The sequence below is a fragment of the Paenibacillus sp. IITD108 genome (assembly GCF_036541265.1).
In the GTDB taxonomy this organism is placed as follows: domain Bacteria; phylum Bacillota; class Bacilli; order Paenibacillales; family Paenibacillaceae; genus Pristimantibacillus.
In genome coordinates this window covers 77,939-91,207 of sequence record NZ_JAZHCT010000026.1, presented here as the reverse complement: position 1 = coordinate 91,207, position 13,269 = coordinate 77,939, and the positions used below count along the sequence as shown (strand labels likewise).

10 protein-coding genes and 2 pseudogenes are annotated in these 13,269 nt (G+C 41.2%); 10 read left to right on the top strand and 2 right to left on the bottom strand.

Annotation, left to right across the window (positions count from 1 at the left end):
- The 3 genes and pseudogenes from V1L65_RS20750 to V1L65_RS20740 all read left to right on the top strand — a co-directional run.
- Positions 1-730, top strand: a pseudogene (locus V1L65_RS20750) (hypothetical protein); the annotation flags it as partial.
- Between the two features lie 9 nt (positions 731-739).
- On the top strand, positions 740-2,965 hold the full coding sequence (locus V1L65_RS20745) for a helix-turn-helix domain-containing protein (RefSeq protein ID WP_331701160.1): 2,226 nt from the start codon (positions 740-742) through the stop codon (positions 2,963-2,965).
- 17 nt (positions 2,966-2,982) lie between these two features.
- Complete coding sequence (locus V1L65_RS20740; protein ID WP_331701159.1) at positions 2,983-4,134, top strand: Gfo/Idh/MocA family protein; 1,152 nt, start codon at positions 2,983-2,985, stop codon at positions 4,132-4,134.
- Positions 4,135-4,394: 260 nt separating this feature from the next.
- Here the strand turns inward: V1L65_RS20740 and V1L65_RS20735 are convergent, their stop codons facing one another.
- Entirely contained in the window at positions 4,395-5,123 is a 729-nt protein-coding gene (locus V1L65_RS20735) for a hypothetical protein (protein ID WP_331701158.1), read from the bottom strand.
- An 814-nt stretch (positions 5,124-5,937) separates the two neighbouring features.
- On the opposite strand from V1L65_RS20735, the gene V1L65_RS20730 reads away from it, so the two are divergent.
- The 6 genes and pseudogenes from V1L65_RS20730 to V1L65_RS20705 all read left to right on the top strand — a co-directional run bounded on the left by V1L65_RS20730 (position 5,938) and on the right by V1L65_RS20705 (position 10,983).
- Complete coding sequence (locus tag V1L65_RS20730; protein WP_331701157.1) at positions 5,938-6,393, top strand: hypothetical protein; 456 nt, start codon at positions 5,938-5,940, stop codon at positions 6,391-6,393.
- 473 nt (positions 6,394-6,866) lie between these two features.
- Positions 6,867-7,394: a hypothetical protein gene (locus V1L65_RS20725; RefSeq protein ID WP_331701156.1), complete on the top strand. Its 528-nt coding sequence runs from the start codon at positions 6,867-6,869 to the stop codon at positions 7,392-7,394.
- 315 nt (positions 7,395-7,709) lie between these two features.
- A complete protein-coding gene (locus V1L65_RS20720) occupies positions 7,710-8,378 on the top strand; it encodes a DNA alkylation repair protein (protein WP_331701155.1) in 669 nt (222 codons plus the stop codon).
- A gap of 392 nt (positions 8,379-8,770) precedes the next feature.
- Positions 8,771-9,079 (top strand): hypothetical protein, encoded by a 309-nt coding sequence (locus V1L65_RS20715; RefSeq protein ID WP_331701154.1) that lies wholly within the window; start codon positions 8,771-8,773, stop codon positions 9,077-9,079.
- Between the two features lie 254 nt (positions 9,080-9,333).
- A complete protein-coding gene (locus tag V1L65_RS20710; RefSeq protein ID WP_331701153.1) occupies positions 9,334-10,260 on the top strand; it encodes a DUF2268 domain-containing protein in 927 nt (308 codons plus the stop codon).
- Positions 10,235-10,983: pseudogene (locus tag V1L65_RS20705) on the top strand (MerR family transcriptional regulator). Before V1L65_RS20710 ends, V1L65_RS20705 begins: the two are co-directional and overlap by 26 nt.
- Before the next feature lie 604 nt (positions 10,984-11,587).
- Here the strand turns inward: V1L65_RS20705 and V1L65_RS20700 are convergent.
- Positions 11,588-12,745: a hypothetical protein gene (locus tag V1L65_RS20700; RefSeq protein ID WP_331701152.1), complete on the bottom strand. Its 1,158-nt coding sequence runs from the start codon at positions 12,743-12,745 to the stop codon at positions 11,588-11,590.
- Between the two features lie 38 nt (positions 12,746-12,783).
- On the opposite strand from V1L65_RS20700, the gene V1L65_RS20695 reads away from it, so the two are divergent.
- Positions 12,784-13,218, top strand: coding sequence for a hypothetical protein (locus V1L65_RS20695; protein WP_331701151.1), 435 nt, complete (start codon positions 12,784-12,786; stop codon positions 13,216-13,218).
- Positions 13,219-13,269 lie beyond the last annotated feature (51 nt).

The following is a 13,269-nucleotide window of genomic DNA, read 5'->3' as shown; positions in this document are numbered from 1 at the left end:
TAGCAGCGGCATTGAGGATGCGTATCCGATCCTGCAGGAGCTACTGGCCCGCAATCCGGAGGCTAATGTCAAAGCAATGCCGCTGCCAAGCGGGCCATATGGCCAGTTCAATCCGCTGGCAAAGGCGCCTGTGCAAATGATAGGCGCGATTAATAAAAATGCTAAAAATCCGGCCGCCGTTATGCAATATTTGGATTTCATGATGACGGAGGGGGTAATGGCTACACTGCGCTTTGGATTAGAGGGAGAGCACTATGTGCGCAATGAAAAAGGCTGCTACCAATTTATCGATCAGGAGAAGTACAATCGAGAGCTCTCGTGGACATTGGATTTGTATATGCCTTCGGCAAGAGTGGTGCTGGGCGAATGCAATTCACTGGCGGCGTCCTTGAATGATGAGTATCCAGCCGACAAGATGTATATCGATATTGAGCGCGAGGGCGAAAGCTACTCGCTGAACCCGGAGAACGAATTTGGCTACCCAATATGGAATTGGCCTACATTGCCGCAAGAGCTTCAGCTAACAATTATCGAAGGAAGCAAGACGATGTCGGATATTTATCATCATGCGGTGGTTACGCCGGATTATTCAGCCGAGGCTGCCATTGCAGACGCCAAAAGCGCGTGGAAAAGGCTTGGCGGTGAGCAGGTTGATCATTATTACTCCAACTGGTTCGCTGACAATGTAGAGCGTGTCTTGATGACCAGCGAATACTACAGTATCCGATAAGGCGGTCCTATGAATCGTAAATGGTTAAATCGTCAGCTCCTGTCGTATGTGCCTATCTTTTTGCTCATGGCACTGTTCATTGCCTATTTATCTTTTTTTACACTGAGTGAAATGTCGAAGCGCTCCTCAGAGCAGGTCAATGAAGTGGCGACAAGCAGGCTGCTGCAGCTCGTTGACTACTCCTTGCAGGAAATCGATAAGCTGATGATTAAGGAAATAAGCGATAATCCGCGGTTGCTGCGCTTTTTCTATGCGGGTGATGATTCTGCGCTCAAGGAAAGCGAAGCTTCCGAGACGATTCGCAGCTGGACGATTATTAATCCGATGATCCAATCTGTGTATTTATACAGGCGCAGCGACGATATTGTACTCACTAATAAAATGCGCATACCGCTTGGGCAATTTTCTGACGCCGATTTTCTGATCCAGCATAGGCAAAGCCAATCGGATAAGCCCTGGATTGGCCCGCGCGATTACATCGGCTCCTCCCTGCAAAGCCGAACGGATAAAGTAGTCTCGCTTGTCAAAGAAGTGCCTTTTATTAATGGCGAGCTGGGTATGCTTGTTGTCAATGTGAATACGAGTGCGATAGAGGGGCTTTTGAATCCCGGGGATGCGGCACAGGTTAGCTTTGTCGGTCTGCTTGTTGAGGACGGGCAACCGATTCATGAACGGAGTGAGGGCCATTCCTTTAAAATATTAACGGAGCAGCAATCCGACTATACGGGCTGGACGATTCGCAGCGGCATCCAATCGGTCAAATGGATCAATCTGTCGGAAGGATCTATCGTTGCAACGATTGTGGTCGGTATTCTTTCTATCGTGATTGGCGCAATCTGGTTCGTTTATGTTACAAGGCTGAACTATAAGCCGATCGGTATTATTATGAAGCGGATCACCACTTCTGCGCGCTTTAAGGAAGGCGGTCTCGTTGATCCCAAGCATCATGAGCTGGCGATTATAGACAATGCGCTGGACAAATTAATCCGCCAATCGATCGATTACGAAAAGACGCATGAGGAGGATTTGATTTATCGGCGGAAGGTGTTTTTTCAAGAGGTATTGCAAGGCGAGAGGATCGTAACCGCGGAAGGGTGGCTGCAAGAAATGAAACGGCTGCAGCTGCCCGAGCAGTCTTCGCCGGTTATCGTCATCGCAATAGAAATCGATCAATTTGCTGTGTTCAGCAAGTCCTATGACCATCGTGATCAAAACCTGCTCAAGTTTGCGGTCAGTAATGTCGTCAGAGAGCTAGCGCAATCATTGGAGCTTTATGTGAGAGAGGAATGGACGGAGAGCAATCAGCTTGACGTGCTCATTATGGGAAAGGAGGACAATAAGCCGACGTTAAAGGACGTACTAACCTTTGGTGAGCAGTTGCGTTTATGGGTAAAAGAGCATTTGGCGTTTTCGATAACGATTGGGGTAGGCAGCTTTATAAGCACACCCGAGCAAATCCTGTTGTCCTGCGAGCAGGCGGAGGATGCGCTCAAGAAAAAAATCGTCATCGGCTCCAACCAGATTATTTTGTTCGAGGATGGGCCGGAGGAGCAGGCGCTGCCATCTATCCTCGAATATTTGCCCGACATCCATCAAATATCGCGTATGTATCGCATGGGCGAGAGCAAATGGCAGGAGGCTTATGAGCATCTGTTCCAGGCACTGCGCAGCGCAGCGCTGAACCGTGATGATGCCGTTACGCTGATCAACGTTTTTTTAGTAACGCTGCACCGCGAGATGCTTGAGCTGCCTTCGGAGTATAAGGAAATGTGGAGAAACAAGATTATGCCGCAAATTAATGAAGCTTTTGCTGCTTTTGAAATGATCGATGAATTGCAAGCCTCCTTGCTCATTCCACTGCATCAATTCGATGCGGCTATGAAAAAAATGCGTGAATCGAGACAGTATGTTTCCATTGTGGAGCAGGTACGCTGTTATATTGATCATAACTATGCCAATCCCGATTTATCGCTGGCCCATTTGGGTGATGTATTTGATACGAATCCTAAATATTTAAGCTATATTTTCAAAGAACAGCTAGGTGTAAAATTTGTTGATTACTTGGCCGTGGAAAGAATGAAGCAAGCGAAAAAGCTGCTCAAATCGACGGAAGCTCCCATCCCGGATATTGCGGAGCGGGTAGGATATGTTCATGCCGTTTCTTTTAACCGGGTATTTAAAAAAATCGTAGGGACGACGCCGGGCGGATACAGAAGCAGCGCACAAAAAGCATAAGGCAGGGGGATAAAGAGATGTTAAAGGTCGCTATTATTGGTGCAGGTAATATTAGCTTTTCGCATATTGAAGCCTATCTCGCTTTTCCAGAAAAATGTCAAATTGTAGCGGTAGCCGATATCTATCCTGACAAGGCAGCTGCGAGAATCCAGCAGTATCAGCTTTCTGCTAAGTCAGTCAGCGATTATAAGGAGCTGCTTGCTGAGGATATTGACGTTGTCTCTGTTTGTACACCGCCTTATACGCACGCGCCAATCAGCATCGATTTTTTGCAGGCAGGCAAGCATGTAATTGTGGAGAAGCCGATGGCTTCCTCATTGAAGGAATGCGATGAAATGAATGAAGCAGCCAAGCAAAGCGGAAAAATATTGTCCGCTACGGCCCAAAACCGCTTCCGTACGCCAATGATGAACTTGAAAAGCGTGCTGGATACCGGCCTGATGGGTAAAATTGTGCATGCCCAGGTTGATTCCTTCTGGTGGAGAGGGCATTGCTATTATGATCTTTGGTGGAGAGGCACATGGGAGAAGGAAGGCGGCGGCTGTACGCTTAACCATGCGGTCCATCATATCGATGCGCTGCTATGGATGCTGGGCAAGCCGACCGAGGTGCAGGCCGTTATGAGCAATACGGCGCATGATAACGCCGAGGTAGAAGACTTGTCGATAGCCATCCTGAAATACCCGAACGGCTCGCTCGCCCAAATTACGAGCTCCGTCGTACATCATGGTGAAGAGCAGCAGCTCATCTTCCAAGGAACCGATGCGAGAGTGTCCGTGCCGTGGAAAGTAACGGCATCCACCTCTAAGCAAAATGGCTTTCCGGAGCCAAATCGGGAGCTGGAGCAGCGGCTGCAGCAATATTATGATCAGCTGCCCGCGCTTGAGCATGAAGGGCATCAAGGTCAAATCGATAACGTGCTGACAGCAATCGAGACTGGCGAAGCTCCTCTGATTGATGGTCATAGCGGCCGCGATACATTGGAGCTCATTATGGCGATCTACAAGTCGGCAAGCACAGGCCAGAGTGTGAAGCTTCCGCTGTCTCAGGAGGATGCCTTCTATACGAGCGAAGGCACGCAAAGAGAATCGATCCATTTTTACGAGAAGAAAGCGGCAGTAGAAAACTTCCAGGACTCGCGCATAACGACGGGCGGGAATTATGGGTGAGGGGCACGAGGATGTCTATTAATGGTGGCTTGTAAGTTTCCCTTGATGTACTTGCATTCTATTAAAGTGCTATGGTCAGTATCGAATTGTTATGATCGGGAATCGCATAGTATATAGAAAAAATAAAATCAACATAATTAACAAAATCGTTACGTTACGAGCTATTTGGGGGCAAAAAAGGGGGCAATTGCACGTGCCCCTTTATTGTGTTAATTTTTAGGGAGAAACTGTTCTTTATCAGAGACGATTTTTCATTTTGCCTAACTTAAGTACGGGACACAAACACGACTAAAAACATCTTCAGGGACAGTCCTTGTGGCATACTGGAAAACCTCAGTATCATCATGATCGGTTACATAACAAATAAAATCATTTGTAATATTCTTTAAATCGATAATAGCTGGCTTCAGTTCGTTTAACACATCAATCATGCAGCTAATAAATTGTGTAGAAAAACGATCATACGCCTGATCAAAAAATTCGTTATCTTCGTCTGGGATTGCAGAGAAATAATCTCCGATTGTTTTTATGTAGACATCTAAATCATCAGGCCAATCATAATACTCTTGATACGCGAAGTATGCATCCTCGAACTTCATTTGATCTCTAGATAGACTATCCTCACCATAGATATCTACTTGCTCCTCGTACCTTTCATTTAACGAGCTTTCAGTATTCCAAAACATACTAACATATCTGTTAGTTACATCAGTTTGTAAGATTAGAACATAAATATCTCGATACTTTTCGCTCTTACCAATCTCTTCAATAATTCTTGAATAATGCATAACAAGTCCATTTTTAAAGGCCTCATAATCAATTATATCCTCCATGAAAGATATCCTCATTTCCAGTTTAATTATTTGAATGACGGTGAACTCAGTGTAACCGCCTCGCCTTCCCTTGTTCCCCTGGTGCGTCGTGCTATCATCCATTGTCTCGAGGACAAGATGTCTTTCATTAATATCAATGTTCAATTTTTTGATCACATTCTTGGAGATTCTACAAATGGTCATTATTTCCTGCTTCTATTGCATCATTGTGATCTTATAACTCGTGCAACCGTTTCGAAGATGTTTGATTTCCATATTAATGACGGAGATGCAAAGGATCTAATCACAAGGAGATATTTTTAGGAGCCCAAAAGGCTCCCTTTTTGTATTAATTACTGGAAATATTAGGTGTAATTGTTTAAGCTATTGTTGAAGTAAAGGGCAGATTAGTTCAATTAAGAAACCTATTTAGCTCATTACTCAATCTAGGAGAAGTAACAACTGAACCAGAACAAATATTTGGCGGTTTCCTTCATAGAATGTATCATTTAAAGACAGACAAAGCACAGTATGCAGTGAAAGCCTTAAACCCTCAAAATTATGCAACGTAAAACAGCCATGTACAATAGGTATTATCAAAAGGGGATTTCGATATTATGGCAGACGTAAAGTGGTAGCTTGGTTCTTGAAAGGAGCTTTGCGAGTAGAACGAATCGAGTTCTTTCCTTACACAACTGATAGAATAGAAGCTTCGTGCGTATTCCGCTCGTAGAGCGGACGATCAGAAGCAATAATAGAGGTCGTAATAGTAAGGAGCCTATCGGCCATCTGCAACGCCGGGAAAATCCGGATTTGGTTTCATCGGATAAATCACAATAGGGCGGAAGAAGCAATACCATGAACCATATTGAAAAGCGGGGAGCAAAAAATCATGACTGATAAAAAATAAATTGTTAAACGTAAATTGTTAATCGTTTTTGGACTGTTAAGTGTCGTCTTGGTTATTGGCTCATGTCTTTTTTACAATCTTGTGATTACAGCCAATAAAACAATATCCCCCACTAAGGATTATCAAGTTTCCTATAACCGACTAACAAAGACAATAACTCAACAGCAATTAAGCACCGGAATTAAGTGGTATGAAGAGGAATGCTACAATCCGACTTTTTTCTGGTCATCTAATGGAAAATATCTTGCAAGAAACATCACGTCTCCTTATGGAAACCGCAGAGCAGAAATAAGTGATTTAGAACACTCAACTGTTCATACAACGCTCACAAAATTAGATATTCAAGAAATGTATGAAGATACACGAACGCAAAACCACGATAACTATGAATGCGTAGAGATTACGAAATGGTTGGATAACACGCATGTGCTAATTGAGTTTTCATGGCCTTCTGATATACCGGGAGAAAACATAGCCGGTTGGTGTGTGTACGATTTTTCATCACGCACAATCAAGGAATTGGCCGTTGTCGAATGACACGGGACTAAAAAAGTAATTTAACAGACAGCAAAAACCGGCCTTGGTTTCCATTGGAAACTGGAAATTGGAGGGCGTTATTGAAATGGTTAAACGGATCTACCCTGCTAACGTATCTTTGGACGGGTACATGGAGGACGAGCGCGGCAATATCGAGGGACGATCTCCAATGACGAGACGTATGCGTTCTGGACATTTGCACGTTCTCCAGAAGAGGTTATGCATTAAGGAATCGTTCAACCAACGGGTACGATAGTTTAATGGTGACAGCGGCAGAATTGAACCCATTCAACGTCCATAGTCTACCTTATTTTCACAAGACGTTTTGCTATTTTCAATTTCGGTAGAAGCAACAGAAACCTTTTTCTTGCTAATCACGTTCATATTATAAGGTCATTGACGCTCACGGTTGTGAAAGAACAGGTTAAAGAATTGATCCTGGCCGATTGGGTGAAAACAGGGAGGATAGTGGGATGAGAATGCCGAGCGAAGGCGAGCTAACGTTTCTATTCGAAGGAGACGAGCGACAGCTTCATCAATTTATTGAAAATCATCGCGAAACATTAGAGCGCCACCGATTTGTACTGGCGGACGAGCTTGCAATCGAGAAGCAAATTCCGATTGTGTTCGCTTACGTATACAGCGTCATCGTAGATTGGGGAGAGTTTGACGACGAGATCGTCCGATTGTTCGGTGAACGGCTTCAGGATGAATCGGTCGAGGTGACGACTACGGACAAAGGATTGGACGTTACCTACAATGGACAACTTCATCCGATTGCGCTCACTTTTTCCGGGAAAGATCGCTATATCACGATTCGCGGGTTCCAGGAGTTAATCCGAGACAAATACGAAATTCGTCTGTTTGAAGATTCGTATTGGTCCGATACCCACGAATTTTTGATATTACCAAAACAGCAGTGGGAGGAGCTGGACACCCGGTATCCGGCGCGGAATAGGGAGATCTTCCGCATTATCGATGACACGCTGGACTTTCCGTAACCAACTGATGCTTTAATATCTCATTATGGCTACACTTTAGCTTAATAAATAACTAAAACGCGGCTGCCGGCATGAATCGGCAACCGCGTTATGCTAACGGGCAGGATAGTTGAAGAAACATGTTTTAGCTTTGTTCAACAATCGGGCCAGATTGATTGCACTTCTATTAATGGTGGAGAATGCATTAATACGATATATGTTACAATATTAAAAAGGTAAACTTTGGAGGCACACCACTGCAATAAGACTTATAACGAGATATATCCCATCAAGGACATATTATGAAGCAGCGCTTTAACATAGGAGTTGTATAAAATGAATGAAAATAAAGGTGCACAAATAAAACATTCTTCAAAAGCAGAAAACATTCTATCTCAGATCAATAGTAAAACTAAGCTAGGCGACTTACGAAAAATCGCTAAGGACATTAAAAAAGATCATGAACTAGCTATGGAACTTTGGTCAACCGAAGAGTTTTTGCCCAGACTATTAGCAATTTTAATTATGGATAAAAAACTTCTTCCACAAGATATGTTAAATAAGCTTGATAAGGATATGCAGACTCACACTTTTGATGAGCGAAATAACTTATTGGATTGGTTAATGGCTAATCAGCTCACCAAAGACAAGAAGACAATTGCATTGATGGAGTCATGGGAAAATAGCCCTTCTGCTCTTCAAAGACGAGCTTTCTGGTATTATAAAGGACGATTGAGATGGACTGGACAAACACCGCCTGATAATACTGCAGACTTACTATCTAAATTAGAAGCTAATATTATGCAGGAAGAACCGGAAGTTCAATGGGCTATGAATTTCACCGCAGGCTGGATAGGCGTTTATGATGAAAAGAATCGTGCACGTTGTATTAAACTTGGTGAGAAAACGGGTCTTTACAAAGATGAAATAGTAGCAAAAGGATGTACCCCCAGCTATTTACCAGAGTTCATTGCGATTGAAGTTAACAAACGACATAATAATTAGTTACCCTTGAAAAATTGATTAAGGTTTAATTCAAAAAATAAAGGAATTAAAAGCCTCATTATGAAAATTGTAATAGGCTTGGACCGAGAAATAATGAAAACAACTCGTTATGGCAGCTAGTTAATGAAATATGCAAGGAAGATGTAAATGATTGACTCACTATCTCTTTTTGATCTGTAGGGCGCTTATCTTTAAGAAGAAACGATACTATTCAATAAAGAAAGATCTTCCACAATCGGGCGCTATTGTTTAATATGCGTCTCTTTCTTATTCAACTAACGGGTACAATAGTTGAATGAACCACATTAATGAGCGAGCGCTGTGAAGCCTGCTCATTTTGTTAAACTAACGGGCAGATTTGCTTAATCTACTAAGCCATGGGTGGTGAAAGGTTGTACGCACAAATATTACTTGGTGTCTGGATGCTTATCAATGCGGTTTTAAATCTATTCCAAGTTAAAATTTTTCTTAAAAAATCGGCAATATCTATCTTGAGCAAGGAAGAGCTAGCCTCTTACCAAAGGGGATTTGTTTTACCATACACCCTATTAGGCATCTTATTTATCGTTATGGGGATTATCGAGAGCAAGGACTTGCTTTCTACTCCAGTTTTCATCGTAGTCTATGTTATATTGGCTTCGATTCCATTTGCTATGCTTTTTAGAAATAACAAAAAACATTCGGGCTATTATTTTTGGTAACTTTTTTTGGATTTGTATCGTGTTCCGACAAATTCGGGAAATATTTACACTTTTCATTCCGCAATCGGGCAGAATAGTTTTAAGAGTATGTTGAAGATTGGTAGATTTATTTAATCATTATTTAACTCATTCTTGGAGGTATCTGTCTGTCGGAGCACCATGTACCTGATTTTCAGTATTTGATCCAAAGTTCTTGACTCTGACGTTAGGTCATAGTGCATAATTCTCACTATAAACGACTAGGAGTGAGAGACATGAACATAATAACATTGCGTTCAGACCAAATTTATCAAAAAGTTGCCCAAGCTTCGCCCGAGGAAAAACTTGAATTATTTAGAAACGAAATGATGGCTCCTTTTATGAAACAATGGCAAATTCAACAGATGCCTTTTAGAGCTGAAGAGGCGAATGGTTTTGACGTTGTTACGTTTAATAGTATCATGCATCGATCCCCTGATCAGATTACCCAACAGATTTCACCTGAGGTTGAGTTGATTTCGTCAGATTCTTTTTGGTTAGAGTGTGAGCACGCTGTAAGGAAAAGCCTCCGTCTATTTATAGAACATGAAATAAGTCTCCCCGTATCTGAATATTTGTTTACCATTCAACTAGGGAATCCGGAAAACCGTGCCTTAACAATAAACGAAGGATATAGCGGCTTTGGGGGCATTCCCGGGTTTATCTGGGGTACACTCTTGCCAAATGAGTACACGATTCCTCGAATGAAGGCTGCGCTGGCGCACGAATGCAACCATAATGTGCGATATCAATTTATTCAGTGGGATCACACCGTTAATTTGGGCGAGCTCATTGTAAGCGAAGGATTAGCTGAAAACTTTGCTGCGTTCATGTTCGGAGAAGAATTGCTCGGCCCTTGGGTAACAAAAACTAACGCAGACACACTTAACAGGCGCATAAAGCCTGTCCTTAGAGAGCAATTGCAATTAACAGGGTTTGATAAATTTGCTCCGTATCTTTACGGTGACGAGATCGCCAAACTTCAAAACTTTGAACCGGTCAATATGCCTTATAGTGCTGGCTACGCTTGTGGATATTATTTAATCCAATATTATTTAAGAAAAACAGGAAGAACGATCTTTGAGGCCACAATAACACCTGCTGCTCAAATACTAGACGAAGTAAAAGGATTTTGGGATGAAGAAACCATTATTAGCTGTTAAAGATATTGTTCAGATTACAGGCATTACAAGCCGGACCTTGCATTATTACGATAGGATTGATTTATTTAAACCGACACATCTGACGGATAAAGGGTATCGCTTATATGATCGAAGCAGTTTGGAAAAACTTCAAACTATTTTATTCTTAAGGGAATTGGATTTTTCCTTGAAAGAAATTGCGGACATTTTAAAGCTGACTAGCCAAGAACAGAAACAAATATTAAAGAAGCAAAGTCAAACCTTATTATCGAAAAAACAAAGACTAGAAACCATCATGGTTGCTCTCGAAGAATACGTTTCGGGGAATGATATTAGTCATTTGCAAATCTTCAACAGTTCTTCCGTTTTGCCATTAAAAGAACAATACGCAAATGAGGCGAGATTCATTTATGGTGAAACAGAAGCGTATAATGTGTTTAATGAAACGTTGGATAAACTATCACAAGATGAAAAAGATGAACGTTTTCAATCGATGGAGGAAGTATTCAAGCAAATTGCGTCTTGTGTTGATCAGCATCCTTCCTCCGATAAAGTTCAGCGATTAATCGAGGAGTGGAAAAAAATCTAATGCAATTCATGCCATGTGATACAGAGTTACTGGCTTGCATTGCCGATACTTACAAATTCGATTCACGATTCAATAACTATTTTAATCAATTTAGCAATGAGGATTTAGCAGATTTTTTACACAGTGCTATTATGCATCATATATCTCAATCGTGAACAGGAAAATTCGGCTGAAAATAGAAAGGGCATTGTAAAAACTCAAACAGTACCACAAGACATTAAGGCAGTCGGCGACGCGTCCGGAGCAAGCAGAAATTCGAACAAAGATGATAGTGGGGCTAACACTTTCAACCCATACGATGATCGAATTGTTGGTACGTCTGAAAGTGCAAATTAGAGCGCTGGGTTTATAAGGGATCAGTCTGCCCTAGATTAGTACAATATTTCAATAAAAGACTGTCCTGTTTTGTGGACGGTTTTTTATTATCAGAACAAGCAAAATGAAACTGAATTATCATACACGAAAGATAAATTACCACCATAAATTTTTACAGTTTATCAATGGCTTAGCTTATATTTTTGTTAAAAGTCTAATATATTTCTAAACTAGGGAAAGTTAGCTTAATAAAATAGCGACAGTCTAGGACTTTATTTTCTCGTCCTTGGCTGTCGCTTTTTCATTTTCTAGGCTCAGTCATATACTTGGCATTTGAGAAGCGCGGGCGATAAGATCTAGAACTTTGAGTTACAAGTGATACTCTCAGTCCTTTCTTAATGGACTGAGAGTATCGCCGAATGCGAAAATTTAAAATCTTAGAAATTAAGGAGATAGTGTGCCTGTTTTGATTCTTACATCTTCATAAGAATGATCTTTAAAGTTAACTAATACGTTAGATACTTGATACCCGCAAAAGTATCCTATCGTAGGGTAAATCATATTAGACGTGCTCGTTCCTATTTTGACTGATTCCCACTTTACAGGATCACTACTGCTACCCAAAATCGAACCAGTTGTAAGATCCTCTTTTTCTTGTGCTATTGAAGTAACTCTCTTTAAAGTTACTTGACTGCCGTTAGCATTAAAGTCTTTAAGCCAACCAGTCACATTAGCCGCTACCGTAAAAGTGGCAAGTTCATTATTTTTCTTATTTGTTCCAGTTACTTCCAAAACAATCTTATTATCTTCAGGAATATAAAACTTCATTACTGCCCAGCCAGGCTTGAAGGTTCCAAAACCCGGAGAACTACCAGGGTCTGCTCCTGCTATAAACATATCCCAGGCTTCATTCCAGTAATATGGTCCGGCCCCATAGTTAAACGCTACTCCAGCATCAATCTGATTATTTCTTTTATCAGTTGCCCCCATATATACATACCCTTTATCCTCACTTGAAGCAGTAGGAGTCATAATTATACCTTGATTTTTTGTAGGCAGTTTTATTGTAGCCTGCATACGAGAATATCCTTGTTGGGTAGTTACCTTTCTATAGGGACCGGTTTTGACTGATGGACAGGCAGCCTCAGGATATTTCCATCCGGTCCAACTTGATGTATTAGAGCTAGTGAGTAGTCCGGTACCTTGATCGGATAAGGATGTTAAAGCTTTTGTGGTGATAGGCTGTTTTAGCTTGCCTTTTTCATCAATAAGATTTGCATTTTGCTCTTTAAATTCTTCAATTAATTCAATTTTATTGGAAAGTATACTTCCGTCCGCATCCAAGAAAATTACATTTTCTCGCCCAGAGGGATCAACTAAGCTTAATATCTCTGTCATTTTTTGAATATGGTTTTTATCTTGAATGCGCGGATCGATATGCGATGTAAGATCTTTGAATTTATTCTCAGCTTGCCTCATGTGGTCGTATATCTTCTCTTTTTCAAGCTCATCACTTAGGTTGGACGATGCCAGAGCCGAAGAATTGGCTCCAATAATTGAAATTATCAATAAAGCCACATATAATAATCGTACGCTCTTCATGTCTTCTCTCCTCAATATTATAATGGGTGGTGCTAATTATGAGATTTTTTTTGATAATTGTTTCGTTCTCTATGCTTTTGTTCTCTGGATGCAGCGCTGATAAGAATAAAAGAGAGATTGAAACTACTATCTCAATATTCCAGGAATCATTAATTCAAAAGGATTTTAATAGAGTGCTAACAATTATCGACAATAACAATGTCGAATTAATAAAGATTTTTTCTGAGGAGGCATTAGCCACTGAGCACAGTGAAAACTTTACTGCATTTAAAACAATTGAAACGGTTATGTCCAAAAACGAAGCGGTAGTAACAATGGAGACTGACTACGAAGTAAAAAATAATTGGTCGGATGACTATGATAAGTTACAATTAATACTTACTTTACATCTGCAAAAAAAAGAAGGCAAGTGGTTAATACACAAAATAGAAGATGAATTAGCACCAGGAAGTACACGTTCACCTCAGAAATGAGAAGCTAGTTGCAGATTATTAAGTGTATGTTACTATAAGCATCATTCCCTC